Annotated in this window: 22 protein-coding genes; 15 read left to right on the forward strand and 7 right to left on the reverse strand. The window is 72.0% G+C overall.

Features of this window, described 5'->3' with window-relative positions:
* Positions 1 to 118: 118 nt before the first annotated feature.
* The 4 genes from P0084_RS11840 (at position 119) to P0084_RS11855 (ending at position 3383) form a co-directional block, all read left to right on the forward strand.
* Positions 119 to 793, forward strand: coding sequence for a cyclic nucleotide-binding domain-containing protein (locus tag P0084_RS11840; protein ID WP_308917062.1), 675 nt, complete (start codon positions 119 to 121; stop codon positions 791 to 793).
* Positions 790 to 2001 carry a patatin-like phospholipase family protein gene (locus P0084_RS11845; RefSeq protein ID WP_308917063.1) on the forward strand — a complete coding sequence of 404 codons (1212 nt, stop codon included), beginning with the start codon at positions 790 to 792 and terminating at the stop codon, positions 1999 to 2001. The genes P0084_RS11840 and P0084_RS11845 overlap by 4 nt, the downstream gene beginning before the upstream one ends.
* Positions 2002 to 2044: 43 nt before the next feature.
* Complete coding sequence (locus tag P0084_RS11850) at positions 2045 to 2332, forward strand: DUF6958 family protein (protein WP_308917064.1); 288 nt, start codon at positions 2045 to 2047, stop codon at positions 2330 to 2332.
* A gap of 64 nt (positions 2333 to 2396) precedes the next feature.
* Complete coding sequence (locus P0084_RS11855; protein ID WP_308917065.1) at positions 2397 to 3383, forward strand: phosphatase domain-containing protein; 987 nt, start codon at positions 2397 to 2399, stop codon at positions 3381 to 3383.
* Positions 3384 to 3449: 66 nt separating this feature from the next.
* On the opposite strand, the gene P0084_RS11860 is transcribed toward P0084_RS11855, so the two are convergent.
* Positions 3450 to 3779, reverse strand: coding sequence for a hypothetical protein (locus P0084_RS11860; protein ID WP_308917066.1), 330 nt, complete (start codon positions 3777 to 3779; stop codon positions 3450 to 3452).
* On the reverse strand, positions 3776 to 4330 hold the full coding sequence (locus P0084_RS11865; RefSeq protein ID WP_308917067.1) for an ActR/PrrA/RegA family redox response regulator transcription factor: 555 nt from the start codon (positions 4328 to 4330) through the stop codon (positions 3776 to 3778). Before P0084_RS11865 ends, P0084_RS11860 begins: the two co-directional genes overlap by 4 nt.
* A 99-nt stretch (positions 4331 to 4429) precedes the next feature.
* Between P0084_RS11865 and regB the strand changes: the two genes are divergently transcribed.
* The 8 genes from regB to trxA all read left to right on the forward strand — a co-directional run bounded on the left by regB (position 4430) and on the right by trxA (position 16288).
* Positions 4430 to 5794, forward strand: coding sequence for a sensor histidine kinase RegB (regB, locus tag P0084_RS11870; RefSeq protein WP_308917068.1), 1365 nt, complete (start codon positions 4430 to 4432; stop codon positions 5792 to 5794).
* Between the two features lie 76 nt (positions 5795 to 5870).
* Positions 5871 to 7403 (forward strand): PAS domain-containing protein, encoded by a 1533-nt coding sequence (locus P0084_RS11875; protein ID WP_308917069.1) that lies wholly within the window; start codon positions 5871 to 5873, stop codon positions 7401 to 7403.
* Positions 7404 to 7451: 48 nt separating this feature from the next.
* The gene (gene tsaE / locus P0084_RS11880) at positions 7452 to 7934 is read left to right on the forward strand and encodes a tRNA (adenosine(37)-N6)-threonylcarbamoyltransferase complex ATPase subunit type 1 TsaE (protein WP_308917070.1); all 483 of its coding nucleotides are present in this window, start codon (positions 7452 to 7454) and stop codon (positions 7932 to 7934) included.
* A complete protein-coding gene (locus P0084_RS11885) occupies positions 7931 to 8896 on the forward strand; it encodes an aminoglycoside phosphotransferase family protein (RefSeq protein WP_308917071.1) in 966 nt (321 codons plus the stop codon). Before tsaE ends, P0084_RS11885 begins: the two co-directional genes overlap by 4 nt.
* Positions 8893 to 9564, forward strand: a complete 672-nt coding sequence (locus P0084_RS11890; RefSeq protein WP_308917072.1) for a nucleotidyltransferase family protein — start codon at positions 8893 to 8895, stop codon at positions 9562 to 9564. The genes P0084_RS11885 and P0084_RS11890 overlap by 4 nt, the downstream gene beginning before the upstream one ends.
* Positions 9561 to 12494 (forward strand): double-strand break repair protein AddB, encoded by a 2934-nt coding sequence (addB, locus tag P0084_RS11895; RefSeq protein WP_308917073.1) that lies wholly within the window; start codon positions 9561 to 9563, stop codon positions 12492 to 12494. The genes P0084_RS11890 and addB overlap by 4 nt, the downstream gene beginning before the upstream one ends.
* Positions 12491 to 15916 (forward strand): double-strand break repair helicase AddA, encoded by a 3426-nt coding sequence (gene addA, locus P0084_RS11900; RefSeq protein WP_308917074.1) that lies wholly within the window; start codon positions 12491 to 12493, stop codon positions 15914 to 15916. Before addB ends, addA begins: the two co-directional genes overlap by 4 nt.
* A gap of 51 nt (positions 15917 to 15967) precedes the next feature.
* On the forward strand, positions 15968 to 16288 hold the full coding sequence (gene trxA, locus P0084_RS11905) for a thioredoxin (RefSeq protein ID WP_308917075.1): 321 nt from the start codon (positions 15968 to 15970) through the stop codon (positions 16286 to 16288).
* A gap of 207 nt (positions 16289 to 16495) precedes the next feature.
* Here trxA and P0084_RS11910 read toward each other — a convergent pair whose 3' ends face one another.
* The 5 genes from P0084_RS11910 to P0084_RS11930 form a co-directional block, all read right to left on the reverse strand.
* A complete protein-coding gene (locus tag P0084_RS11910; RefSeq protein ID WP_308917076.1) occupies positions 16496 to 16711 on the reverse strand; it encodes a hypothetical protein in 216 nt (71 codons plus the stop codon).
* Positions 16712 to 16713: 2 nt separating this feature from the next.
* The gene (locus tag P0084_RS11915) at positions 16714 to 18198 is read right to left on the reverse strand and encodes a hypothetical protein (protein WP_308917077.1); all 1485 of its coding nucleotides are present in this window, start codon (positions 18196 to 18198) and stop codon (positions 16714 to 16716) included.
* The gene (locus tag P0084_RS11920) at positions 18198 to 18701 is read right to left on the reverse strand and encodes a hypothetical protein (RefSeq protein ID WP_308917078.1); all 504 of its coding nucleotides are present in this window, start codon (positions 18699 to 18701) and stop codon (positions 18198 to 18200) included. Before P0084_RS11920 ends, P0084_RS11915 begins: the two co-directional genes overlap by 1 nt.
* Before the next feature lie 781 nt (positions 18702 to 19482).
* Positions 19483 to 20829 carry an ammonium transporter gene (locus P0084_RS11925; RefSeq protein WP_308917079.1) on the reverse strand — a complete coding sequence of 449 codons (1347 nt, stop codon included), beginning with the start codon at positions 20827 to 20829 and terminating at the stop codon, positions 19483 to 19485.
* Between the two features lie 22 nt (positions 20830 to 20851).
* Complete coding sequence (locus tag P0084_RS11930; protein ID WP_308917080.1) at positions 20852 to 21190, reverse strand: P-II family nitrogen regulator; 339 nt, start codon at positions 21188 to 21190, stop codon at positions 20852 to 20854.
* 248 nt (positions 21191 to 21438) lie between these two features.
* On the opposite strand from P0084_RS11930, the gene P0084_RS11935 reads away from it, so the two are divergent.
* From P0084_RS11935 to P0084_RS11945, 3 genes are all read left to right on the forward strand, one after another.
* On the forward strand, positions 21439 to 23598 hold the full coding sequence (locus tag P0084_RS11935; RefSeq protein WP_308917081.1) for a transglycosylase domain-containing protein: 2160 nt from the start codon (positions 21439 to 21441) through the stop codon (positions 23596 to 23598).
* A 101-nt stretch (positions 23599 to 23699) separates the two neighbouring features.
* Positions 23700 to 25442, forward strand: a complete 1743-nt coding sequence (locus tag P0084_RS11940; RefSeq protein WP_308917082.1) for a type I secretion system permease/ATPase — start codon at positions 23700 to 23702, stop codon at positions 25440 to 25442.
* Positions 25439 to 26824, forward strand: coding sequence for an HlyD family type I secretion periplasmic adaptor subunit (locus P0084_RS11945; RefSeq protein ID WP_374213646.1), 1386 nt, complete (start codon positions 25439 to 25441; stop codon positions 26822 to 26824). Before P0084_RS11940 ends, P0084_RS11945 begins: the two co-directional genes overlap by 4 nt.
* Positions 26825 to 26878: the final 54 nt, after the last annotated feature.

Genomic DNA, 26878 nt, shown 5'->3' on the forward strand with positions numbered 1-26878 from the left:
CCCCCTCCGGCGGGGCCACGGCGCCGTCCCAGCCCGCTTCGCCCGTGATCGCGGGCGGGCATCCGCGCATTGCATGGCGGCCCGCCCCGGGGTTACGAGGCGGGCGGGAGGACGATCCATGGCGCTGCTCCAGACGGTTCCGCCCTGGCTTTGGATCCAGGGGGCGCTGGCCTGCTACCTGTCCGGCTTCCTGTTCCGCGACGAGGTCGCCCTGCGCAGCCTGATCGTCGTCGGCTCGTCCTTCTATCTGATCTACTACGCGACGGTGGGCGACACGCCGCTGTGGGACGCGCTGCTGGCGAGCGTCGCGATCATCTCGGTCAACCTCGCCATGCTCCTGGTGATCGGGCGCGAACGCTCCCTCCTCGGCCTGTCCCCCCTGGGGCGGGAGGTCGTGGCGGCCACGGGCCTGGCCCCCGGGCAGGTCCGGGCCCTGCTCCGGCATGCGATGCCCGTGACGGCCGAGACCGATCTCGACCTGATCCGGGCGGGGCGGATGCCCGAAGCGATCTGGCTGGTGCTCTCGGGGCCGGTTGACGTCCGGCGGGACGGACGCACGATGCCGCTGCGACGGGGGAACTTCGCGGGCGAGCTGGCCTACATGCTGGACCGGCCCGCCACGGCGGACGTCGTGGCGCGTCCGGGCAGCCGCGCCGTCGGCTGGGAGGTCGGCCGCCTGCGCACCCTGTTGCGCCGCAGGCCCGTCCTCGACGCGCGGCTGACGGCGCTGATGGGCACCGACGTTGCCCGCAAGCTGGCCGCGCCCGCAGCGGTGCCGGGTGACGCGCGATGATCCGCGGGGCCGTCTTGGCGGCGATCCTGGGCGCGGCCGTCGCGGGATGCGCCCGCATCGACCGGGGTCCGCCCCTGTCCTGTCCCGCCTTCCTGCCGCCGGGGATGGCCACGACGGTGCTGTCGTCGCAGGGTCCGGCACCGGACGCGGCCGCCCCGCCCGATCCCGTCGCCATGACCGCCCGCATCCGCCGCGACACCGCGGCCCGGATCGAGGACGCGATCCTGCGGGACGCGCGCGCGACGCCGCCCGGCCAGCCCGTGCGCTTCCGCGTCCTCGCCCTGTCCGCGGGGGGCCAGTTCGGCGCCTTCGGCGCGGGCCTGCTTTCGGGCTGGGGCGCGGAGCGGGGCGCGTTCGACTTGGTCACGGGCGTCAGCGCGGGTGCGATCCTCGCGCCGGTGGCCTTCGCGGGGCCGGCGTTCGACGATGCGCTGTCCTTCTACGACGGGCTGGACGACACCGCGATCTATCGCCGCGACCTCCTGGGGGCGCTGACGGGCGCACCCGCCGTGACCGACGCCGCGCCCCTGCGCGCCGCCCTGCGCGCCCGCGTCACGCCCGCGCTGGTGAACGCCGTCGCCGCGCGCGGCGCGCGGGGCGGGCGCCTGCTGGTAGGCGTCACCAACCTGGAAACGACGGGGGGCGAGGTCTTCGACCTGACCGCCGCCGCGACGGGACCGAACGCGCGGGACTGCATCGTCGCCGCGCTGATGGCGTCGGCGGCCATCCCGGGTCTCCTGCCGCCGCAGAACGTGAACGGCTCGCTCTATGCGGACGGGGGGCTGCGTAGCCACGTCTTCCTGCAGGCGATCGACGACGCCCGCCGGGACGCGGCCCGCCGGACGGGGCGGCGCGTGGTGGTGGACGCCCACATCGTCGTCAACGGCGCGCTCGACCCGCCCCGAACCGGCACGGCGGACGCCACCCTCCTGGGGATCGTGGACCGCGCCGTGACCACCCTGGCCGACGAGGTGCTGCGCGATTCCATCGCCGAGGCCGTGACCTTCGCCGCGGACCGCCCCGGCTGGACCCTGCGCGGCATCCGCGCCCGCGCCGACCTGTCCGCCTGCGACGACGCCGACGCCACGGGGGGCTTCGACCCCTGTGTTACGACCCGGCTGTTCCGCCATGGGCAGAGGATCGGCGCGGCCGACCCGATCCCCTGGCTGGACGCCGACGACCTGCGCGCGCTTGCGGACGCGCTGTGATAAGGTGCTAGGATGGGGGTCGAACCGCATGGAAAGGCCGGCCATGACCGAAAGGACACCCTGCCGCACGCCCGCAGGCAAGAGCGCGACGAACATCCCCACCTGGAAGTTCGACGCCTGCCGCGCGGCGCTGCTGGCCGAATTGACCGGGGGCCCCGTCCCCGCGAAGGACATCGCCGCCCGGGCGGGGGAACGGCTGTCCGCCCCGGACCGCGACGCCCTGGGGGCGCTCGGCTGGCACATGACGACCGTGCGCCTGGAGATGGAGGTCCGCCGCGAGCTGGAACGGATCCCGGGCCAGACCCCCGTCACGCTCCGCCGACCCAGGTGACGCAACCGTTGCCCCGCCCCTTCCGTTGGGGTCGCGAACGATCGGACGGCCACGGAGACGACGGATGCTGAGACCCATCGCGATGCGCGCCGCGCGCTTGGTGGAACGCGGGCTGGAACGGATCGGCGACCGCGACGACGACGAGCCCGTCCTCGACCCCTATATCGGCTATGCCACCCCGGACGGCGTCGTCCTGAGGGGGCGCGTCCTGTCCCACCTGCGTCGCGCCGAACCCGACCCCCGGCAGTCGAGATGGACGAACCTGCGCCAGATGGCGAACCTGTTCATCACCGACGAGGTGCAGGGCGTCCGCGTCACCGCCCCGGGGGCGCAGGCCGTGTCGGATGCCGAAGGCTACATCCGTTTGACGGTCGCGGGCACCTTCGACCCCGGCTGGGTGGACGTGCCCGTCGCGATCGAAGGGCAGGCGCCCGTGCGCTTCCCCGCCCTGATCCCCTCGCCCGCTGCCGAATGGATGGTGATCTCGGACATCGACGACACGGTGATCCGGACGGGGGCCCACAACCTGGCCCGGAATCTGTGGACGACGTTCACCGGCTCCGCCCTGACGCGGCAGGCCCATCGCGACGCGGTGGCCCTGATGGACGCGATGGTCGACGGGGGCCGGAACCCCGTCTTCTACGTATCGAGCAGCCCTTGGAACCTGCACGACTTCCTGACCGATCTGTTCCTGAACGAAGGCATCCCCAGGGGTCCGAAGTTCCTTCGCGACCTGGGCGTCACGACGGAAGGCGTGGGCGAAAGCCACCGCACCCACAAGGGGGCGGCCATCGACGCGATCCTGACAGCGAACCCGGACTTGCCCGCTTGGCTGATGGGCGACAGCGGACAGAAGGACGCGCAGGTCTATCGGGCGGCGGTCGAGCGCCACCCGGGCCGGATCAAGGGCGTGGCCCTGCGCGAACCGGCGCCAGGGGCGGGCGCGGACGACGCCCGCTGCATGACCGCCATCGAGGCGCTGGGCGTGCCCTGCTATCACGGTCCGGACTTCGGGGGCGCGCTGGCCCATTGGGGCCTGGAACGCCCATAGGGCGGACATCGTCGTCCCCGCTACGCGGATCGACCGCCCCGCCACGGCGGGCATGGGGTGCCCGCCCTACGGACACTGTCGTCCGGCCGCCCCTCCCGCGGTTCGCCAACCGACGAAGGACCTGCCCTCGAACACCAGGATCAGCCCGCCGCCCGCGTCGAACGCATCGCGCCCGCCACCGCACGCGACCGGGATGGGCCTGCGCCCTGTCACCCGCGCGACGCTGTCGAGCGCGCCGGCGCGGTCGCGTCCGAAGCCAATCTGGCGCCCGCCCGACCCGTCCACGTCGAGCCCGTCCGCGGCGGGCACCAGCGCCAGACCGGGCAGGCCCGGGGGTGCGGTCGCCACGGCGCAACCCGCGACCAGCAGGACCGCCGCGACGATCGGCGCCTTCAACGCGGGGAACGCTTGGCCAGAATCCGCTGCAAGGTGCGCCGATGCATGTTCAGCCGCCGCGCCGTTTCCGACACGTTGCGGTCGCACAGCTCATAGACGCGTTGGATGTGCTCCCATCGCACGCGGTCCGCGCTCATGGGGTTCTCGGGCGGGGGGGGCATCTCCTCGTCGGAGCACAGGAGCGCGTCCATGACGTCGTTGGCGTCCGCGGGCTTCGCGAGATAGTCGGTCGCCCCGATCTTCACGGCGGCCACCGCCGTCGCGATGGCGCCGTACCCCGTCAACACGACGATGCGCGCGTCGGGGCGGCGTTCGCGCAGATGCTCCACCACGTCCAAACCGTTGCCGTCCTCCAGCCGAAGGTCGACCACCGCATAGGCCGCGGGCCTGGCGCCCACCTTCGCCACTCCCTCGGCCACGCTGCTGGCCGCCTGGACGTCGAAGCCGCGCTTCTCCATCGCGCGTTCCAGGCGGCGCAGGAACGGCTCGTCGTCGTCCACCAGCAGCAGGCTGTTGTCAGGTCCGATCTCGCGGCGCGCGCGTTCGCCCATCGTCTCTCTCCCGGTCGGTTCGTCTTTGGAAATGGGGTGCCGCGCCCCTGCGTCAAACCCACGCTTGCGGCACCGGGGCACGGTGCTAAGCCCGACGCCATGCCCGAACGCCTGTCCGAGTCCCTGCTGCCGCCCGGCCACGACCGGAACCACATCCGGCTCCAGACTCTCGTCAACGTCCGCTGGGCCGCCGTCATCGGTCAGACCGTCACCGTCCTGACCGCATGGCTGGTGCTGGGGCTGGACCTGCCGCTGATGGGGTGCTTCGCCATCATCGCCGCGATGGTGGCTGCCAACCTCTGGGCGCAGTTGCGCAACGCCCCCGGCTATCGCCTGCCCCAGCGGGAAGCGATCGTCTTCCTGGCCTTCGACATCGCGCAGCTGGCCGCGCTGCTGTACCTGACGGGCGGACTGAACAACCCCTTCGCCATCCTGATCGTCGGGCCCGTCACCATATCGGCCACGTCGCTGTCGCTGCGCGCCACGCTGGTGCTGGCGGGCTTCGCGCTGGCGCTGACGTCGCTCCTGGGAGGGTACCACGTGCCGCTGCACGCAGACGGGGGGCCCGATCTGAACCTGCCGCGCCTGCACCTTATGGGCTTCTGGGCGGCCATCGTCGTGGCCACCTTGCTGCTGGCCACCTTCGCCCTGCGCCTGACGCAGGAAACGCAGCGCATGTCCAACGCCCTGGTGGCCACCCAGACGGCCCTTGCGCGCGAGCAGAAGCTGCACGACCTGGGCGGGGTCGTCGCCGCTGCCGCCCACGAGCTCGGCACCCCCCTGGCCACGATCAAGCTCGTTTCCGCGGAGCTGGAGGACGAACTGGGCGACCGCCCGGAGCAGGCCGCCGACGCCGCGCTGATCCGCCAGCAGGCGGACCGGTGCCGCGACATCCTGCGGTCGATGGGACAGGCGGGCAAGGACGACCTGCACCTGCATGCCGCCCCCTTCCAGACCGTCGTCGCCGAAGCGGCGGAGCCCCATGCCGGCCGGGCGGCCGCGATCCTCTACGACTTCGCCCCGGAACAGGGCGCCGATCCCGCCCGCCCCCGGATCCGCCGCGCCCCGGAAACGATCCATGCCCTGCGCAACCTGATCCAGAACGCCGTCGACTTCGCGGCGCAGTCCGTTTGGATCGTGGGCCGCTGGGACGACGACGAGATCCGGCTGTCGATCACCGACGACGGCCCCGGCTATCCGCCGGAGATGCTGCGCCACCTGGGCGACCCGTTCCTGCGCACCCGGCCCGACGGGCGCACGGGCTATGCCGGCATGGGGCTGGGCCTGTTCATATCCAAGACCCTGCTGGAGCGTACGGGTGCGCGCATCGCCTTCGCCAACGGCGCGGGCAGGCCGGGGCGGCGGGGTGCCGTGGTCGAGATCGCCTGGCCGCGCGAGCGGATCGAGGACACCGATACGTCCTTGGGGGAAAATAAGCCCTTGATCGCCCTGGGCGCACGCTAGAAACTGCTATACACCTTCTGCGTGCACCGAAGCGCGGGTCGGCGCGCGCCATCCCCCCCTCCGTGCGGAGCCGCCCGTGACCCTGCCCGCCTCGATCGCCGTCGTCGTTGCCGCCGTCGTCGTCACGCTCGCCGTGCTGGCGCTGGTCCTGTGGATGCTGCCCGCCCGTGCCGACCGATCCGTTCCGGTCCCCGAATCGCATCCCAGGCCGCGCAGCTTCCGGTTCCGCCAGGGCTATCTGGTGTCGGCGAACGCGGGCGTGGGGTTCCTGCTGCCCGATCCCGTCGATCCCGTCACGGCCTGGGACGACCTCGCGGCGGCCCTGGCCGAGATGGTCCCCGGCATCGAGGACGCGCTCGACGACCTGAACCGCACCGGCCGGTCCTTCCACCTCGAAGGGCGCTTCGGCCGCGACCGCCTGCACGTCGTTGGGCTGCGCGACCGCGAGATCGTGCATGTCGGCGTCGCCACCGTGGCGCAGGGCGACGACGCCATCGCGCTCGACCGCGAGGCGTTGCTGGCGCTCGAAGGGGAATGCGCGCTCCTGATGGCGTCGCAGGATGCCGCGCCCACGCTGTCCTGGGCCCTGGACGAGGACGGGCGCGTCGTGTGGGGCAACGCGCGCTACAGGGCCACCGTGTCGCGGCATCTGGGCGTGGACCCTTCGGTCGTCTGGCCCCTTCCCGCGCTGTTCCCCTTCCCGGTGGACGCGCCCGCCGGATCGACCCGGCGCGACCTGGACACCGCCGATGGGACGAAGCGGTTCGAGGTCACGCTGGCCGCCCCGCGGGACGGGCTGCGCCACGCCCACGCGCAGCCCCTCGGTCGCCTCCTGGAGGTCGAGACCGCCCTGCGCGGCACCATCGAGACGCTGACCCACGCCTTCGCCGCCATGCCTTTGGGGGTCGCGGTCTTCGACACCGACCGCAGGCTTCTGGCGCACAATCCGGGGCTGACCACGATCACCGGGCTCGACGCGGGCTGGCTGACGGGGCGGCCGGGGCTGGGGCAGGTCCTGGACCGGATGCGCGACGCGGGCCGCCTGCCCGACCTGCACGACCCCGTCGCCTGGCGCGACCGGCTACTGATGACAGGCGAGACCCGCGACGGCAGCGGGGTTGAGCCGTGGTCCGAGACCTGGACCCTGGCCGACGGCCAGAGCCTGCGCATGAACGTGCGCACCCTGCCCGCGGGCGCCATCGTCCTGCTGCTGGAGGACATGACACGCGACGTCGCCCTGGCCCGGACCCGGCGGGACGAGCGCTCGACCCTGGCCGCCGTCCTGGACACCTCCCCCGACGGGGTGGCCGCGTTCGACGCGGACGGGCGCTGCCTGCACGCGAACGGCTCGCTCCGGCGCCTGTGCGGGCTGGACGAGGTCGCGGCGCCCGCCCTGGCCGAGGTGATCGACCGGCTGTCCGAACGCGGCGCCCCCCGCATTGAGGTGACGGACGGCACCGCCCGCGCCTTCGACCGCCGCTTCGCCTGGCCCGGGGCGCACGGGGCCGATGCCAGCCTGCGCCTCCTGCCCTTGGCGGACGGCGCGATGGCGCTGCGGGTGACGCTGCCGCCCAACGCGGGGCCCACCGTGGTGCGCGCGGCGAACTGACCCCGCGCGGTCGCTTGCGCCCCGCCCGGCGACGGGGATAGTCACAGGATGCCCCCGGCACCGGCCCCCCTTCGGATCGACCTTCCGGCGCCCCACGCGACCGACGCGCTTGGCGCCGCGCTCGCGCGCCATCTGGGCGCGGGCGACGCGGTGCTGCTGCACGGGCCCGTGGGGGCGGGCAAGTCGCACCTGGCGCGCGCCGTGATCGGAACGGCCCGGCGGGAAGCGGGGCTGCCGCCCGAGCCCGTCCCGTCGCCGACCTTCACCCTCGTCCAGACCTACCATGCGGGCGGGTTGGAGATCTGGCACGCCGACCTCTACCGTCTGTCGGACCCCGCGGAGCTGGCCGAGTTGGGGCTGGAGGACGCCTTCGCCGCGGCCCTGTGCCTGGTCGAATGGCCCGACCGCCTGGGCGACGCCCGCCCGCCGGACGCCATCGACCTGACGCTCGGGCCGGGCGCGACCGACGACGCCCGCATCGCGACGATCGCGCTGCCCCCGCGGCTGGTCCACCTGGCGGACCACCTGTGACGGATCGCATCGACGCCTTCCTGGCCCGCGCGGGCCTGGCGGACGGGCCGCGGCGCGTGCTGGCCGGCGACATGTCCACCCGCCGCTACCTCCGCGCGGGGGGGCGCATCGTCATGGACGCCGACCCCGCCGTCGCCCCGCCCGTGGAGCCCTTCCTCGACCGGGCCGCGCGGCTGGCCGGGGCGGGCCTGTCCGTGCCCCGGATCGAATGCGCCGACCCCGGGCGCGGCCTGATCGCCATGGAGGATCTGGGCGACGACCTCCTGTCCGCCGTCGCGGCCCGCGACCCGGGGGCGGAGGGGAGGCTCTATGCCGCCGCGGGCCGGGTCCTGGCCCGCCTCCAGGCGGTCCCCGCGGACGACCTGCCCGACCACGCGGACGACATGCCCGAACGCGCCTGCTGGGCGCTCGACTGGTACGCGCCCGAGAACCTGTTCCAACGCGCCCGGGCGAAGGACGCGGTCGCCGCCCTGATGGAAGACCTGCCCGGCCCCCGCGTGATGACGCACCGCGACTGGCACGCCGAGAACCTCGTCTGGCTGCCGCACCGCGACGGCGACGCGCGCATCGGCATCCTCGACTTCCAGGACGCGCAGCGCGGCCCCGCCGACTACGACCTGGCGTCGCTCGTGCGCGACGTGCGCCGCGACGTGTCGCCCGCCGCCGCCGAGGCCGCCCTCGACGCCTATTGCGACGCCTCCGGGCGCGACCGGGCGACGGTGGAGGCCGGCACCGCGCTCTGCGCCGCGCAGCGCAACATGCGCATCTTCGGCAACTTCGCCCGCGCCGCCGTCACCGCGGGCAAGACCCGCTACCTGGACCTCCTGCCGCGCCTCCACGCCCTGTGGTCCGCCGACCTGGCCCACCCCGCCCTCGGCCGCGCGGCGCCGATGCTGCGCGACCTGGTCCCCCCGCCCGACGCCGACCGCATCCGGGCCCTGCGCGCACGGGCTGCGGCATGACCCTGCCCGCCATGGTCTTCGCCGCCGGCCTGGGCACGCGGATGCGGCCCCTGACCGACGACCGCCCCAAGGCGATGGTTCCGGTCGCCGGGCGGCCCCTGATCGACCACGCGCTGGACCAGGTCGCGGGCTGCACGCCGGTGGTCGTCAACGTCCACCACCACCCCGCCCCCCTGCGCGCCCACCTCGCGGATCGCGACGTCACCGTGTCGGAGGAACCGGACCTCCTCGACACCGGGGGCGGCCTGCGCCATGCGCTGCCGCTGCTGGGCGGCGACCCGGTGTTGACGATGAACGCGGACGCCGCCTGGACGGGCCCGCGCGCGGCGGACACCCTGCGCGCGGCCTGGGACCCCGCACGGATGGACGGACTGATGCTGCTGACACGCCTGCCCCGACGGTTGGAGGCCGGACGCCGGGCCTTCGCGATCGCCCCGGACGGGCGGCTGTCGCTGGCCCCCGACGGGTACGACTACACGGGCGCGGGGATCTTCCGCACCGGCGGCCTGGCGGACCTGCCCCCCGGCCCCGTGTCGCTCCTGCGCCTGTGGGAAGGGATGCTGGCGGCGGGCCGCATGTTCGGCGTCGTCCATCCCGGCGGCTGGATGGACGTCGGCCGCCCCGGCAACGTCGCCGCGGCGGAAACGATGCTGGCACGGAACGCATGACCCTGTGGTACGAACCCCTGGGCGTCGACTTCTCGGCCGCCTTCGTGGACGGCGTGCTGGACCGTATGGCCGGCCGTCCGCCCGAAGCGATGGCCGCCCTGACCATCCTGCTGCCCAACCGCCGGATGCTCCGCCGGGTGGAGGAAACGTTCGCCGCCCGCGGTCCCACCCTCCTGCCGCGCCTGGGCACCGTGGCCGACCTGACGCCGCTCTGCCCGCATCGCGCCCTTCCCGCAGCGCGCAGCGCCCTGTCCCTGCGCCTGGAGATGGCGACGCTGATCGAGCGCGTGTTCGACGCCCGCCCCAACCTGCGCCGGTCCGGCGCCGCGTTCGAGTTGGCGGGCACGCTCGGCGCCCTGATCGACGAATTGCGCGAGGAAGCGGTCCCCCCCGGCACCCTCGAAGGGTTGGACGTGACCGACAGCGCGCAGCATTGGCAGGATGCGCTGCGCCTCCTGCGCATCGCCTCCGACCTGGCCGACCAGACCGGGGGCGCGGCGGACGCGCAGATGGACTGCCTGGCGCACCTCGAAGCCACGTGGCCCGACGCCCCACCGGCGGGCGGCGTGATCGTCGCGGGCAGCACGGGGTCGCGGGGGCCGACCCTGCGCCTGATGAAGCTGGTCGCGGCCCTGCCCGGCGGCGACGTCGTCCTGCCCGGCCTCGACACCGACATGCCGGACGACGCCTGGGACCGTTTGGGTCCCGACCAGCAGGACCACCCCCAGACCCGGCACCGCATGGTGCTGGACGCACTGGGACTGACACGCGCGGACGTCGCGCAATGGTCCGACGCGGCACGTCACGCCCCCGCCAACCCGGCCCGCAACCGCCTGGTGTCGCTGGCGCTGCGGCCCGCCCCCATCACGGACATCTGGCCTGCGGAAGGCGGCGACCTCGCGCACACGCTGCACGATGCCTGCGAGGACGTCACCCTGCTGGAAGCCGACACCCCCCTGCAGGAAGCCCAGGTCATCGCCCTGCGGATGCGCGCAGCCCTGCACGACGGTCAGCGCGCGGCGCTCGTGTCGAACGACCGCACCCTGTCGCGCGAGGTGGCCGCCTGCCTCGACCGGTGGGGGATCGTGCCCGACGACAGCGCGGGGCGCCCCCTGGATCTGACGCCGCCGGGCCGGCTGATGGTGCAGACCGCCCGGATGCGCGGCCGCCCGGTCGATACGGCGGCCTTCGTGGCACTGCTCAAGCACCCGCTGGTCCACACCGGATCGGCCCGCAACGAGCATCTGCGCCGGACCCGCGACCTGGAGCTCGGCTGGCTGCGCGGCGGCCCGCCCCGCCCCGATGCGGCGGGCCTGCGCGCCTGGGCCAGGGCCGAAAGGACGCGCGGAAAGGACGATGTCTGGACCGACTGGGTGGCCGACCTGCTGTCCGGCCTGAACGCCCCCGACGCGGAAACCGACTTGGCCACCCGCCTCGCTCGCCATCGCGCGGTGCTCGAGAACCTGTCCCGCGGGTCTGGCCTGGACGCCCATGGCGAATCCGAGCCCGGCCGCCTGTGGGAGGAGAAGGCCGGCGAGGACGCCCGCGCCGCGATGGACGAGCTGGCCGCCGACGCCGAAGGGGCCCGCGGCCTGAAGCTGCGCGCGCCGGACTACGCCCGCCTCGTCGCGTCCGTCCTGAACGGCAGGGACGTCCGCGACCCCATCGCAGCCCATCCCGACCTGATGATCTGGGGCGCGATGGAGGCCCGCGTCCAGGGCGCCGACCTCGTGATCCTGGGCGGGCTCAACGACGGCACCTGGCCCGACCTGCCCCCCGCCGACATGTGGCTGAACCGCCGGATGCGGCGCGACGCGGGCCTGCGCGCGCCCGAACGGACTGTGGGCCTGGCCGCGCACGACTTCCAGCAGGCGGTGGCGGGCCGCAAGGTGTGGCTGACCCGCGCCCGCCGCACGCTCGACACGCCCACCGTGCCGTCGCGCTGGGTCAACCGCCTGGTCAGCCTGCTCGACGGGCTGGGCGATCCGGGCCGGGCCGCCCTGGCCGCCATGCGGGGCCGGGCCGCCGCGTGGTCCGCCCGCGCGGGCGCCCTGTCCGCCCCGGATGCCCGCCATGCCGCCGCTCCGGCCCCGCGCCCCGCGCCCGTCCCGCCGCCCGACGCCCGGCCGCGCGAGCTGCCCGTCACGGGCGTCGAGACGCTGATCCGCGACCCCTATGCGACCTATGCCCGCTATGTGCTCGACCTGCGCGCGCTCGACCCGCTGGCGCCGATCACGGACGCCCGCCTGCGGGGCAACGTCGTCCACGACGCCCTGCGTGGCCTGGGGGAGGCCGAGCTGAACGCCGCCCAGCTGATGGACGCGCTGGAGCGCGAATTGGCCCGCGCCGTGCCCGGCCCCGCCCAGCGAAGCCTTTGGCTGGGCCGCTTCGCGCGCATCGCCGACACCTTCGCGACGCAGGAAGGCGAACGCCGCGCGACCGGCGCCCCCGTCCTGACCGAGCAGCAGGGCCGCCTGGACTTCCCGGATCTGGGCTTCACCCTGACCGCCCGCCCCGACCGCCTGGACCACGGGCCCGGGGGCATCGCGATCTATGACTACAAGACCGGCGAGCCGCCCGGAAAGAAGGACCAGGAGCGTTGGGCCAAGCAGTTGTGGCTGCAGGCCGTGATGGTCGCCGAGGGCGCGTTCGACGACCTGCCGGCCCGCGACGTCGCGGGCGCGTCCTATCTGCAGGTGGGCCGGGAATCGAAGGCGCGCGACGCGGACGGCCTCGACGCAGACGCCATCGCCGCCCATCGCGACGGCCTCGTCCGCTTGGTGGAGGCGTATCGCACGACCGCCCCGTTCTATGCCCGCCTGACGCCCGAATCCTTGAAGTACCCCTCCGACTACGACCACCTGTCGCGGCGCGGCGAATGGGACGACACGGCCCCCGCCGTGCCGCAACCCGTGGGGGCGCATCCGTGAACACCGACCCCTTCCGCAACGGACGCGCCGGGCGGGCGCCCCTGCACGACGATGCCACCCGCGCCCAGATCGGCGCCGCCGACCCGGCCGGATCGGTCTGGCTGCGTGCGAACGCGGGATCGGGCAAGACGCGCGTGCTGACCAACCGCGTGGCGTGGCTGCTGCTGAACGGCACGCCGCCCGACCGCATCCTGTGCCTGACCTTCACGAAGGCCGCCGCGGGCGAGATGCAGAACCGCCTGTTCGGCACTCTGGGGGCCTGGGCGCTCCTGCCCGACGACGCCCTGCGGGCCGAGCTGCGCCGCTTCGGCATCCCCGTGGGCGCGATCTCGACCGACGGGCTGCGCACCGCGCGCACGCTCTTCGCGTCGGCCATCGAGACGCCGGGCGGCCTGAAGATCCAGACGATCCACGCCTTCTGCACCTCGCTCCTGCACGCCTTCCCCCTGGAGGCCGGGGTCAACCCCGCCTTCGGCCTGCTCGACGACGTCGCGGGGGACCGCCTGCTGGCGCAGGTCATGGACGACATGGCCACGGATGCCCGCGACGCGCCCGCCGTGCGCGCCCTGGCGGAAGTGCTGGATCTGGGCGAGCCGAACGAGTTCCTCGCGACGATCGCGAAGAACCGCCGCGCCATGGCCGACCCCGCCGCGGAGGACGCCCTGCGCCACGCCCTGGACGTCCACGACCGCGACTGGCCCGGCATCTGCGAGGACGCGCTGACGGCGGACCACCTGCGCCTGATGGCGGACGTCATGACCCACATGCCGCGCGACAAGGGCGTCAAGGCGCAGGCGATGGTCCTCCACATGCGGGGCTTCGACGCCGCCTCACCGGTGCGGCGGGTCGAGACCCTGCTCGACCACCGCGCGCTCCTGTTCACCCAGAAGGGGGAGTTCGCGGCCAAGCCCTTCACCGCCGGCGTGTTGAAGGCCCTCGGGCTGGACGGGGACGATGCGGGCATCGCCGAGATGCGTGCCCGCCTGGCCGATCGCGCCGATCGCCGCCGGGGCCTGGCACTGCTGGCCCAGGCGCAGGCGGTCCACGCCTTCGCGCCCCGCTTCCTGGATCGGCTGCAGCACGCGAAGGACGCGCAGGGCTGGCTGGACTACGACGACCAGATCCTGCGCGCCCGCGACCTGTTGCAGGTCCGAGAAAGCGCGCAATGGGTCCTCTACAAGCTCGACGGCGGCGTGGACCACATCCTCGTGGACGAGGCGCAGGATACCAGCCCCGTGCAATGGGACGTCGTCCAGACCCTCGCGCGCGAGATGGGGGCCGGCGAGGGCGCGCGCGGCGCGACGGCGCGCACGCTCTTCGTGGTGGGCGACCGCAAGCAGTCGATCTACAGCTTCCAGGGCGCAGACCCCGACCATTACGACGCCATGCGCGGCACGCTGGGCGGCCTGCTGGGGGGCGGCCCGCCCCTGACCGACCACGCCCTGCGCCATTCCTTCCGTTCCGCGCCAAGCATCCTGTCGGTCGTGGACGCCGTCTTCGCCGAACCCTCCGGCGCGGGCGCGGACGTGGAGCACGTGGCGCACGACCCGGCGAAGCCCGGGCGCGTGGACCTGTGGCCCCATGCCTACGATCCCCCGGACGACGACCCGCCCGAATGGCACGCCCCCCGCGCCCGGCGGTCCCGCGACAAGGGCCGCACCGTCCTGGCCCGCCGCATCGCCGACGCGGTCGCCGCGATGATCCGCAACCGGACCCCCATCGCCACCCGCGACGGGCGCCGGCCCGTGCGCGCGGGCGACGTGCTGATCCTGTTCCGCTCCCGCGGGGCGCTGTTCGACGACACCATCGCCGCCTGCCGCGCCCGCGGCCTGCCCATGGCGGGCGCCGACCGGCTGCGGCTGACCGACGACCTGGCCGTCAAGGACCTGCTTGCGCTCCTGCGGGTGGCCGACACGCCGGAGGACGACCTGTCGCTGGCCGCCGTCCTGCGCTCCCCCCTCGGCGGCCTGTCGGAGGCGCAGCTCTTCGACGTGGCCCACGGTCGCGCCCCCCGGACGCTGCTGCGCGCGCTCCGCGACCATCCCGACCACGGCGCGGTCGCCGCGATGGTGGACGACGTGCTGTCGCAGGCCGACTTCCTGCGCCCCTACGAGATGCTGCAGCGCATCCTGATCCGCCACGACGGCCGCCGCCGCCTCCTGGGCCGCCTGGGGCGGGAGGCCGCCGAGCCCGTCGACGGCCTCCTGCACCAGGCCCTGGCCTACGAGACGCAAGCCGTGCCCAGCCTGACGGGCTTCCTCGACTGGATCGACACCGCCGACGTCGAGATCAAGCGCGAGGCCGCGTCGGGCGGAATCCGCATCATGACCATCCACGGCGCCAAGGGCCTGGAATCGCCCGTCGTGATCCTGCCCGATTGTGGCCCCCACAAGCCCAACGAGCGCGGCATCCACCTGCTGCGCGCGGGCACCGACGGTCCGTTCCTTTGGCGCGCCACGAAGGACGCCCGCAACGCCGCCCTCCAGGCCCTCGAGGACGACCGCAGGGCGCGCGAGGAGGCGGAGCGCGACCGCCTCCTCTACGTGGCCCTGACCCGCGCGGAATCCTGGCTCATCTGCGCCAGCGCGGGCGGCGAAGAACCCAAACCAGGCAAGCCCGGCGCCGACGAGGACCCGACCGCCTGGCGCAGCCGCATCCGCACCGCCCTGGACAGGGCGGGCGCCACCGACCTCGACTGCGGCCCCCTGGGCACCGGACTGCGCCTGCAGGACGGCGACTGGTCCCCCGTGCCGGATGCCGCCGCCCGGGACGCGGATCGCCACGCCCTGCCCCCCTGGCTGGAGGATCCGGCCCCCGCCCCGCCGGAGCCCGTTGCCCTGTCCTCCCCCTCCGACCTCGGCGGGTCCAAGGTCATGCCGGGCGAGGCCGGAACGGCGGAGCAGGCCGAAGGCGCCCGCCTGCGCGGCACCCTGATCCACTGCCTCCTGGAACACCTGCCGGGCACGGCGCCCGCCGACCGCGCGGACGTGGCGCGCGCCCTGTGCGACCGCAACGGCTGGTCCCCCCCCACGGAGGCCGAGCTGGCCGAGGTCGGCGCCGTGATCGACGCCCATCCCGACCTCTACGGCCCCGGCAGCCTGGCGGAGGCGCCCTTCGTGCTGCCCCCCGCGAACGGCCGCCCCGGCCTGCGGGGCACGATGGACCGCGTCGTTCCGGGCGCGGACGACGTGCTGGTCGTGGACTACAAGTCGAACCGCGTGGTGCCCGGCGACGTGGACGACCTGCCCGACGGCATCCTGCGCCAGATGGGCGCCTACGGGGCCGCGGCCGCCGCGATCTGGCCCGGCCGCCGCATCCGCTGCGCGGTCCTGTGGACCGCGACCAACGCCTTGATGGAGGTGCCCCACGACCGCGTGACCGCCGCCTGGGACGCCATTGACCCCGCGCCGGGGGGTGCCTAGGTTCGGCCTCCCCGCCCACGACCGGGCGCGAACCGACCATTGGAGGCCATCATGGGCACCGTCGCCGTCACCGACAGCACCTTCGACAAGGAGGTGAAGCAAGCCGACATCCCCGTCATCGTGGATTTCTGGGCGGAATGGTGCGGCCCCTGCAAACAGATCGGCCCCGCGCTGGAGGAACTGGCCGAGGAATACGCCGGCCGGGTCAAGATCGTGAAGGTCAACGTGGACGAGAACCCGCAATCCCCCGGCGCGATGGGCGTGCGCGGCATCCCCGCGCTCTTCATGTTCAAGGGCGGCGAGGCCGTCGACCAGAAGATCGGCGCCGCCCCGAAGGCCGCCCTGAAGGACTGGATCGACGCCGCGGTCTGAGGGGTTCAAGCGGAAGGGAAGAACCCCGCTCCGAGGCTCCGCCGTTCCGAAGACCCGCGCCCCGGGTCCGCTCCGGGGCCGCCCTCCGCAACTCCGGATGGTTCGGCCGGCCCCGTCACGGTCCCGGATCGATTGCGGGATCATGTCGCCCCCTGGGGTGGACATTCACGTCCGCCGTTCCCGGGCACCACCCGCCTTGCGACCTCTTCAAGCTTGGCCCGAGGCGACCTTGTAATTTCCGTCCTCGGCCCGGACGAGGTAACCGTCCGCCTCCATCTCGCCCAAATAAGACATCAGCGTATATCCGTCGTGGAATTCGCTTCGCGGCACGCGAAGCCGATGTTCCAAGGCGTACCACCCCATTGGACCACGCTCGGTCAGAACCTTCAAAATCTCGTCGCAGACAGGGTCGGGGTGATGCATGGTCAAAGGCCCCACGTATCTGGATGGTACAGGGTCGAGTTCTTATCCGCGTCTACTTCAGAAATGCCGTAGTCTTCCAGAGTCGCGGTATGCGCGTTGTTCCACACATCGTACCCGGGGTCCACGTCGTCCGGAACGCCGAGGTTCCTGTACCGCTCCAACTCCCGGCGCTCGTGGGTATAGTATCGCAGATCGTAGTCGGTCGGTTCGAGTTCGCCCCTGGATATGCGTTCCAGTCTTTCGACCATCGCGGCGTTTGGTGGATAGTCTCCGAAACGATCCGTGTGCAGGCGCACGTCGGCTACGCCGTCTCGATCGATCGTCGCAGTACGCCAATCGGATCGCCTGATCGGCCCGCCAGCCGCATCCGGATCGTACCTCCGACCGCTCGCCGTCCCCCTCCCGGAATGGTAGGAAAGGCGCTCGGGGTTCTGCTTGTGCTGCCGCACCACATGCGGATCCGCGTTTCGCGTGACAGCCTGCCGGATCCGCGTCATGCCTGCCGCGATGGTGGCGAACAGACGGCGTTGCAGATCCTCGGCGGCCTCCCGAAGACGGGCCGGGGCCTCGGCGCGGAAGGCGGCGACGTGCTCCAGGCCCTCGTCCAGACGACTGTACCAACCGGTCAATCGGCCTAGCCGCGTCTTCGCGCGGTTCATTCCGGCAACGACGCGATCCATCATGTCGTCCAGCAGGCTCAGCGCAGTATCTAGGTGTCGACCGGTCAGGTCGTGGGCGAAGTTGACCAACCAGCGATGCGCGTTGCCCCGCATGAAGAAGTTGAAGATCCCATAAAGGGCGCGCAGCGCACCGGAATCTGCGACCCGGCGCAGGACCAGCTTCAGGATGCCTTTGGCCAGCGACCCTAGCGTCGGAATTAGTCCGATCAGCGTTATCACCAGAATGATCCAGTGCATCGGCACGTTCCATTCCCGCTTCCAAACGAGGCGGTAGAGTACGTTCACGATGTCCTGCCCATCGGCCAACTGGTCGACACCGGGGATCATGGTCAGGATCATGCGCGCTATGATCTGGCTTGTGGACGGATCCTCCTCGAAATCGCCTTTCAGAACGCCCCAGATCCAGTCGCCTGCATCGGTGATGTTATCCCAGAGCCTGGCGAAGAAGCCGGGGGACGGCTCTCTTAACGGAACGGTCGCCTCGGGATCCTCGTAGGAGTCCGACCCTGGATCATCATGGAAATAGTAGACGACCTGGTCGTGCCCGTCGGGTAGCGAAACATGGGCCTCGCCGTTCTCGTCGGTCACCCCTTCCGCCAGGACGCGGCCCATCGGCTCATCGTCGGTGGGCACCATTCCGACGACGTAGTTCGCGCCACCGACGCCTGTCCCGTCCTCGTACTCGTACCGGATCTTGATCCAGTTGGTCAGGCAGGACGCGCAGACCGTGCCGATGGGCTCCGCGCCTTGGGCCGCTGCCCCGTCGGTCGCAGCCTCGAAGGTCGATGGGTACTGGGGGCTACCCATTAACCGTCCGCCTCGAGATAGATCCGGCGGATGTCCGCAGCCAGCCGCGCGGGCTCCGCCCCGGACGCGACCGCTGCAGCCAGACGAGGATACTGCGGATCGCTCGGCCATTGCGGTCCATGCACCAGGGCGCAGGCCATATAGGCCAGGTGACGTGGCCCGCCGTCGCGGAACGGCGCCGGGGTCACCCTATCCAGCCAATCGAAAAGTTGGTCGTTCTCGGCAGCGGACAGGACACGCCGATGGCCGGGCAACACACGGAGCAGAGTAGACGTCCGTGGCCCCTCGCCACCATCCATTCCATTAGCGAGACGATCCGCGAACCCGCATAGATCGTCGTCGAGCCAAAGCGCGCGCAGCCAAGCCTTCGTCTCGCGGATCATGGCGCCCGCACGCCTGTCCGCCGGCCTGCCCGTCGCCATTGCGGCAGACACGCGGCTGCGAAGCCGGGGGTCTTGCCAGAACCGATGCCCAAGCGCCGCCGCGACGTGGGACAAGCGCATCAGGTCGGCCCCGCCATCGATGCCATGCCGCTCCGCCCACCCGACCGTAGCCTGCACGACGCATAGGAGATTATCCGCCGATGCACCGTGCGCGACGTAGTGCATCCTGTAGGCCCGAAAGAGATCCCGCGCCGCCGAAGCGCACCAACGGTTCCGGGCTCGGCCTTCGAAGACTGCGAACTGTTCAGGAGAAAAACTGACGACCACGCGTCCACCCCAAAGACAGGCCACATGTATCATGGTTCCGGTAAAATGTCTGTACGCCTGCCGACCACACAGGAACTGCCATTCATCGGCCGAACCGGTCTCGGCCCCCGGTGCGGTCGACTCTGGACCAGCGAACGGCGAGGACGTGCGGTCCCTCGGCTCCCCCAGGCAGGGGGAACGCCGTAAGGGTTACCCCTTCTGGCACCCCGTCACTCGAGGCGGCGCGCATTCCGGTTCGGCCTCGGCGGTGCAGACCTCGGGACTTCGACGCAAGACCTTAAGCCGGCACCGCACGGCATCGAACCTTTCTTTCCCCAACCCCCTTTCCACCATCCTGCGCAACATCAACCGCGCGGTGCCGTTGCGCCGCCCGATATTCGGGCATCGTGCCGCCCCCGTCGGGGTACCGGGCGGGCCGCCGACCCGTCGGCGGCGGCCCCGCGTATGCACGGGGGGTGTACGGGGGGTGTACGGGGGGTGCCCCCTCCCCGCCGGAACGAATCGGCCCCGGACGTCTCCGCCCGGGGCCTTCCTTTTCGCGCAGGTCCCCCCCGAGGGAGGACGGGGGGTTCGCCTACCCGCGCGAGAATTCGGGATACGCCTCCATTCCCAGCTCCGCGGTGTCGAGGCCCGTCATCTCGGCCTCCTCGGACACGCGGATGCCCACGGTGGCCCGGAAGATCAACCAGATCACCAGGCTCGCAACGAAGGTGAACACACCATAGGCCGCGATGCCGATCAGCTGCGTGATCAGGTTGGCGTCCGAGTTGTAGAACACCACCGCGATCGTGCCCCAGATGCCCGCGAACAGGTGCACCGGGACGGCGCCGACGACGTCGTCGATCTTGAACTTGTCCAGCATCGGCACCGTGAAGACCACGATCACGCCGCCCACCGCGCCGATCCACAGCGCGCCGAACAGGCTGGGCGCCAGGGGTTCGGCCGTGATCGACACCAGCCCCGCCAGCGCGCCGTTCAGCACCATGGTCAGGTCGGGCTTCTTGTACACGATCTGCGTCAGGATCAGCGCCGTCACGGCACCCGCGGACGCGGCCATGTTGGTGTTGGCGAAGATCCGGCTGACGTCCGACACGTCGCCCACGGTGCCCATGGCCAGCTGCGATCCGCCGTTGAAGCCGAACCAGCCCAGCCACAGGATGAACGTGCCCAGCGTCGCCAGGGCTAGGTTGCTGCCCGGCATCGGCGTGACGCGCCCGTCCTTGGCGTACTTGCCCAGGCGCGGCCCCAGCACGATGGCGCCCGCCAGCGCGGCCCAGCCGCCGACCGAATGGACGACCGTGGACCCCGCGAAGTCCGAGAAGCCCATCTCCGACAGCCAGCCGCCGCCCCACTGCCAGGACCCGCTGATCGGGTACAGCACGCCCGTCAGCAGCACGACGAAGGCTAGGAACGGCCACAGCTTGATCCGCTCCGCCAGGGCGCCCGACACGATGGATGCGGTCGCGGCCACGAAGACCAGCTGGAAGAAGAAGTCCGATCCGACGGACGCGTAGTCCAACGCCGCGTCCGCGGCCGCCACGCCCACGGGGTCCAGCACGGTGGTGTTGAAGAACCCGCCGACATAGCCGTTGAACTCGCCCGGATACATCAGGTTGAAGCCGATCATCCAGTACATGATCGCCGCCACCGAATAGAGCGCGATGTTCTTCGTCATCTGCATCGTGACGTTCTTGGACCGCACCAGCCCGCCTTCGAGCATCGCGAAGCCCGCGGCCATGAAGAAGACCAAGAAGCCCGCCATGCAGAACAGCAGGGTCGTCATGATGTAGGGACCGATCTCGTCGAAGGACGGGGCCGCGGCGGCGGCGTCCTCCACGACGACGACGGTCTCCTGCGCGAAGGCGGGCCCGGCCAGCAGGCCCAGCGCCACGACGGCAGGAAGGAGCTTCGGGTAATGCATTCTCTCGTTCCCCTCTGGTGGATCAGATCGCGTCGTCGTTCAGCTCGCCCGTGCGCACGCGGACGGCCTGGTCCACGTCCAGGACGAACACCTTGCCGTCGCCGATCTTGTCGGTCTTGGCCGTGCTCACGATGGTCTCGACGACCTGGTCGGCCATCGCGGCGGCGACCACGATCTCCAGCTTGACCTTCGGCACGAAGTTCACGGCGTACTCCGCGCCGCGGTAGATCTCGGTGTGGCCCGACTGGCTGCCGAACCCCTTGATCTCCGTCACCATCATGCCGCGCACGCCGATGGCGGTCAGCGCTTCGCGCACCTCCTCCAGCTTGAACGGCTTGATCGCTGCTATGATGAGTTTCACGGCGATTCCCCTTGCTGCGGCGCGAACGCCAGTGGCGGCAGGTCAGGCGGGGGACCCCGCGAACGCAACGCATCGCCACGCCGCGCCGAACGGGCATCGGCGGGTTTGCCGATAATTGTGCCTATTTTTAGGGCGCTGCCTGGAATTTAGCCGTTTGTCGAAGCGTCGATTTCGGGCCGGGGGGCGTGCAAACGCCCCCCGAGAGCGCGTAAGGGTTCGTCGGACCGGATCGGGACGCGGGCAGGACGATGGCGAAGAACACGGCACGACGGCGGCTGGTGGCCGAACGGCGGACGCAGCCGAAGGCCCCCAAGCGCAAGGCGCCCACCCGGCGCCGCAAGGCCGCCCCGCCCAGGCGGCGGGGCCTGGCCTATTGGCTGACCTGGCCGCTCCGGTTCCTCCTGCGCCTGACCTGGTACGCCGCGACCCGGGGCGCGCTGGTGGGCCTGCTGATCCTGGGCGTCGCCGTGGCCTACGACTACCTCCGGATCCCGGACCTGGCGACGCTGGCGGACGGTCGGGCGCGGGGATCGGTGACCTTGCAGGACCGCGAGGGCACCGTCTTCGCCTGGCGCGGGGACCAGTTCGGCGGCCTCGTCACGACCGACAACGTGTCCCCCCGCCTGGTGCAGGCCGTCGTCGCGGCGGAGGACAAGCGCTTCTACCGCCATCCCGGCGTCGACCCGATTGGCATCGCCAGCGCCATCCGCATCAACCTGCGCGAAGGCCGCGGGCCGCTCTCGGGCAACGGCGGCTCGACCATCACCCAGCAGGTCGCCAAGCTGCTGTGCCTGGGCGTCGACTACGACCCGTCGATGGGCATGACCGAAGCCCAGTTCGAGGCCGATTGTCGGCGCGGAACCGTGTGGCGCAAGCTGAAGGAGATCCCCTACGCGCTGGCGCTAGAGCTGAAGTTCACGAAGGACGAGATCCTGTCGATCTATCTGAACCGCGCCTATCTCGGTGCGGGCGCGCGGGGCTTCGCCGCGGCCAGCCAGCGCTACTTCGGCCGGAACGTGGCCGACCTGGACGCCTCGGAGGCCGCGATGCTGGCGGGCCTCCTGCCGGCACCGTCCTACTATGCGCCCACGGGCAACCTGACCCGCGCCCGCGAGCGCGCGGCCACCGTCCTGCGGTTGATGAACGACCAGGGCTATCTGACGGACGCCGCCTTCGCGCAGTCGCTCGACGCGCCCGCGGGCCTGTCGGTCGCCGCGCGCCAGGACGTCGGTGGGTACTTCGCCGATTGGATCGTCACCGACGCCCCCGACTTCCTGGGCGAGGACACGACCGAGGACGTCATCATCGCCACCACCCTCGACCAGAGCATCCAGCGCGCTGCCGAAGACGCGTTGGAGGTCATCTTCGACACGAAGGTCCGCCCGGGATCGGAAGCGCAGGCCGCCATCGTGGTGATGGACGCCGATGGCGCGGTGCGCGCGATGGTGGGGGGCCGCAACACGCGCGGGGCGGGCCTGTTCAACCGGGCCTATCAGGCACGGCGCCAGACCGGCAGCGCGTTCAAGCCCTTCGTCTATGCCGCGGCACTTGACCTTGGATACCGCTGGGACAGTCCCGTCCTCGACGCGCCCCTGTCGATCCAGGTGCCCGGATCGGGAACCTATTCGCCGGAGAACTATTCCCGCGACTATTACGGCGAGGTGACGTTGACGGAATCGCTGGCGCGGTCCCTGAACACGTCCACCGTGCGCCTGTCGGAGGCCGTGGGCCGCGACGTCGTGCGCAACGTGGCGACCGATTTCGGCATCGTCTCCGACCTCGCCGCGGGGCCCGCCCTGGCGCTGGGGGTCAGCGAATCCACCCTGCTGGAGATGACGGGCGCCTATGCCGGCATCCTGAACGGCGGCACTTCCGTCACGCCCTATGGCCTGACGTCCATCACGCTGCGGGGCGACACCGATCCGCTCCTGGACCGCGAGGGCGGTCTGGGCGAGCGCGTGATCTCGGAGGCGGCGGCGCGGCAGCTGACCTACATGATGTCGCGCGTGATCGCGGCGGGCACGGGGCAGCGGGCGCAACTGCCCGGCGGACGCCCGGCCGCGGGCAAGACGGGCACGACGCAGGCCGCCCGCGACGCCTGGTTCGTGGGCTTCACCGGCGACTACGTCGCGGGGGTGTGGATGGGCTACGACGACAACACCCCCCTGTCGGGCGTGACAGGCGGCGGCCTGCCGGCCGAGATCTGGCGCGAGGCGATGGCCCGCATCCACGACGGCCGCCCGGTCACGCCCCTGCCCGACTTCGATCCGGGCGCAGACCGCGTGCGCCGCGAACGCCAGATCGTCGTCCAGGTGCCCGAAGCGGTCCAGCCCGTCCCGCCGCCTTCCGACAACCTGGCGGAGCGGATCCTCACGGACGTGCTGGGCAGCCTGTTCGGCGGTCGCTGAGCCGGCGGTCTTCATCCTTCGTTGTCACCCCGCCCGCTAGGTGGTCGCATCCCCCGACGGGACGGGGTATCACGCCCCCGGGCACGATTGGACGACGCGACATGGCACTCAGGACGGGCAATCCGCACGACGGCGCGGCCGAGGTCGCGGACCTTCGGCGCAAGGGGACCACCCTCCTGGTGATGGCGTTCCTGTTCTCGGTCGTCGTCAACGCGCTGATGCTGACCGGCCCGATCTACATGCTGCAGGTCTATGACCGAGTGCTGTCGTCCCGGTCGGAGGCGACGCTGATCGCCCTGACCGCGCTCGTGACGTTCCTGTTCCTGATGATGGGCGTGATGGACCACCTGCGCGGACGGGTGATGGCCCGCTTCGGGGCGCGGTTCCAGGACGGGTTGGACAGCCGCGTCTTCCAGGCCCACCTGAAGCGCGCCGCCTTCGCGCAGGGCGGTCCCGGCGGGCGCAACCCCCTGCGCGACGTGGAAGCCGTGCAGCGCCTGCTGGCCTCGCCCGTGTTCCTGGCGCTGTTCGACGCACCCTGGACGCCGTTCTTCCTGGCCGCGATCTTCATCTTCCACCCGCTGCTGGGCCTGCTGGCCGTGGGCGGGGGGCTGGTGCTGATCACGGTCGCCATCCTGAACCAATGGCTGACCTCCGGCCCCATGGCGCAGGCCAACCAGGCCAGCGCGCGGGCCGAGCTGACGGCCCAGCAGCTGGCGTCGGATGCCGAGCTGGTCCATTCGCTGGGGATGCGCGGATCGGCCTTCCGACGCTGGCAGACCGCGCGGGGCCAGTCGCTTGAGGACGGGGTGACCTATTCCGACCGCTCCGGGCTGTTCACGGTCACCACGAAGACGCTGCGCCTGTTCCTGCAATCCATGATGCTGGGCTTGGGCGCCTGGCTGGTCCTGCAGGAGCAGCTGACCGCGGGCGCCATGATCGCGGGCTCGATCCTGCTGGGCCGGGCGCTCGCGCCGTTGGAATTGCTGATCGGGCAGTGGCAGCTGGTCCAGGCCGCGCGCAAGGGCCGCTCGGCGGTGGTCGAGCTCCTGTCCGAGATCCCGCCGGAGCGCGAACGCCACCCCCTGCCGCGGCCTCAGGCCCATCTGGTCGCCGAGAACCTGACCGTCTTTCCGCCCGGCGCGCAGCAGGCGACCCTGCGCGGGATCGGCTTCGCGCTGAAGCCCGGTCAGGCGATGGGCGTGATCGGCCCGTCGGGCGCGGGCAAGACGACGCTCGCCAAGGCGCTGACCGGCGTGTGGCCGCCGGCGGGCGGCAAGATCCGGCTCGATACCGCGACGCTGGACCAGTACGACGCCGACGTGCTGGGCGGCTATGTCGGCTATCTGCCGCAGACCGTCACGCTGTTCGACGGCACCATCGCCGAGAACATCGCCCGCCTTTCGACCGACCCCGACCCCGCCGCCGTCGTGGCCGCCGCGAAGAAGGCCGCCGCGCACGAGATGATCACGGCCCAGCCGCAGGGCTACGACACCCCCGTCACCGCGGTGGGCGGGCGGTTGTCGGGCGGCCAGATCCAGCGCATCGGACTGGCGCGCGCGATGTACGGGGATCCGGTCCTTCTGGTCCTGGACGAGCCCAACAGCAACCTCGACAACGAGGGCACGGAAGCGCTGAACCGCGCCATCGCCGCCCACAAGGACCGGGGCGGGGCGGTCATCATCATCGCCCACCGCCCCGCCGCCATCAAGGAATGCGAGGTTCTGCTGATGTTGCGCGGCGGCATGCGCGTGGCCTTCGGCCCGCGCGAGGAGGTGCTGCGCGACATGGTCAAGAACCACGCCGCCATCACGCAGACGCAGGACGCCGGGGGCGTGACATGAACCAGATGCCGATGCAGCCGCCGAAGCCCGAAGCGCCCGTCCCCGCGCCGGCGGGCCGGCCGGTGGCGGTCCAGCCGCCCGCCGCGCCGCCCAAGCGGACCTGGACCGCGAAGCGCCACATCACCATGGGGGTGCTGGCGCTGACCGTCCTGCTGGGGGGCTTCGGCACCTGGGCCGCGACGGCCAACATCTCGGGCGCGATCATCAGCCCGGGCCGCGTGGCGGTGGAAAGCAACCGTCAGGTCGTGCAGCACCCCGACGGCGGCGTGGTGGCCGAGATCCGCGTCCGCGAAGGGTCCCGCGTGGCCGAGGGGGACACCGTCATCGTCCTGGACGACAGCACCCTGCGCGCCGAGAAGACGATCATCGACGACCAGCTGCTCGAGATCGCGGCCCGCACCGCGCGCCTGACCGCGGAACGCGACGAGGCCCTTGCCATCGCCTTCTCCGACGCCCTGCTGCGGGCCGCCGAAACGGAGGCCGAGATCGAGGACGCGGTCGCGGGCCAGCGCAACCTGTTCGCCGCCCGCCGCGAATCCACCGCCACCCAGGTCGAGCAGCTGGAACGCCGCAAGGGCCAGATCGACAGCCAGATCGAGGGGATCACCGCCCAGCAGCAGGCGCTGACCCGTCAGCTGTCCTTCATCGAGGAGGAGCTGACCGCCCAGCAGAGCCTGCTCGACCGCGGCCTGGCGCAGGCCCCCCGCGTCCTCGCCCTGCAGCGGGAGGAGGCCCGCCTGCTGGGCTCCGTGGGCGAGCTGACGGCCTCCGTCGCCGAGTTCGAGGGACGCATCACCGAGATCGACCTGGAGATCGCCCGCCTGCGCGCCCAGATCCGCGAAGCGGCCATCACCGAGCTGCGCGACCTGCGCTTCCGCGAGGTCGAGCTGGCCGAACGGTCGCGCGCCCTGGCCGAACGGCTGTCCCGGTTGGAGATCACGACCCCCGTGTCGGGCGTCGTCTACGACATGCAGGTCTTCGCGCCGCGCGCCGTGATCCGTCCGGCGGAGCCCGTCCTCTACGTCATCCCGCAGGACCGTCCCCTCGTGATCCGCACGGAGGTCGAGCCCATCCACATCGACCAGGTCTTCCCCGGCCAGGAGGTGACGCTGCGCCTGCCCGCCTTCGACGCCCGCACCACGCCCGAGCTGAAGGCCCAGGTGGTCCGCGTGTCGCCCGACGCCTTCACCGACGAGGCGACGCGGCGCACCTACTATGCCGCGGAGGTCCTGCCCAACGAGGGCGAGATCGCGCGGCTGGACGGCCAGCCCCTCCTGCCCGGCATGCCGGTGGAGGCGTTCCTGCGCACGGAGGATCGCACCCCGATCGAGTATCTCGTGAAGCCGCTGTCGGACTACTTCGTGCGCGCCTTCCGCGAATGAGGCGCACCCCGCGTTGCGCTCCGCCCGGGGCTTGGGCAATGTGAGGGCATCGTT

It is taken from the genome of Jannaschia maritima, assembly GCF_030973515.1.
In the GTDB taxonomy this organism is placed as follows: Bacteria; Pseudomonadota; Alphaproteobacteria; order Rhodobacterales; family Rhodobacteraceae; genus Jannaschia; species Jannaschia maritima.

Coding starts and splice junctions, on each gene's coding strand:
- P0084_RS11840 (WP_308917062.1), top strand. CDS start 119: ATGGCGCTGCTCCAGACGGTTCCGCCCTGGCTTTGGATCCAGGGGGCG.
- P0084_RS11845 (WP_308917063.1), top strand. CDS start 790: ATGATCCGCGGGGCCGTCTTGGCGGCGATCCTGGGCGCGGCCGTCGCG.
- P0084_RS11850 (WP_308917064.1), top strand. CDS start 2,045: ATGACCGAAAGGACACCCTGCCGCACGCCCGCAGGCAAGAGCGCGACG.
- P0084_RS11855 (WP_308917065.1), top strand. CDS start 2,397: ATGCTGAGACCCATCGCGATGCGCGCCGCGCGCTTGGTGGAACGCGGG.
- P0084_RS11865 (WP_308917067.1), bottom strand. CDS start 4,330: ATGGGCGAACGCGCGCGCCGCGAGATCGGACCTGACAACAGCCTGCTG.
- regB (WP_308917068.1), top strand. CDS start 4,430: ATGCCCGAACGCCTGTCCGAGTCCCTGCTGCCGCCCGGCCACGACCGG.
- tsaE (WP_308917070.1), top strand. CDS start 7,452: ATGCCCCCGGCACCGGCCCCCCTTCGGATCGACCTTCCGGCGCCCCAC.
- P0084_RS11890 (WP_308917072.1), top strand. CDS start 8,893: ATGACCCTGCCCGCCATGGTCTTCGCCGCCGGCCTGGGCACGCGGATG.
- addB (WP_308917073.1), top strand. CDS start 9,561: ATGACCCTGTGGTACGAACCCCTGGGCGTCGACTTCTCGGCCGCCTTC.
- trxA (WP_308917075.1), top strand. CDS start 15,968: ATGGGCACCGTCGCCGTCACCGACAGCACCTTCGACAAGGAGGTGAAG.
- P0084_RS11910 (WP_308917076.1), bottom strand. CDS start 16,711: ATGCATCACCCCGACCCTGTCTGCGACGAGATTTTGAAGGTTCTGACC.
- P0084_RS11915 (WP_308917077.1), bottom strand. CDS start 18,198: ATGGGTAGCCCCCAGTACCCATCGACCTTCGAGGCTGCGACCGACGGG.
- P0084_RS11920 (WP_308917078.1), bottom strand. CDS start 18,701: ATGCGCTTGTCCCACGTCGCGGCGGCGCTTGGGCATCGGTTCTGGCAA.
- P0084_RS11925 (WP_308917079.1), bottom strand. CDS start 20,829: ATGCATTACCCGAAGCTCCTTCCTGCCGTCGTGGCGCTGGGCCTGCTG.
- P0084_RS11935 (WP_308917081.1), top strand. CDS start 21,439: ATGGCGAAGAACACGGCACGACGGCGGCTGGTGGCCGAACGGCGGACG.
- P0084_RS11940 (WP_308917082.1), top strand. CDS start 23,700: ATGGCACTCAGGACGGGCAATCCGCACGACGGCGCGGCCGAGGTCGCG.
- P0084_RS11945 (WP_374213646.1), top strand. CDS start 25,439: ATGAACCAGATGCCGATGCAGCCGCCGAAGCCCGAAGCGCCCGTCCCC.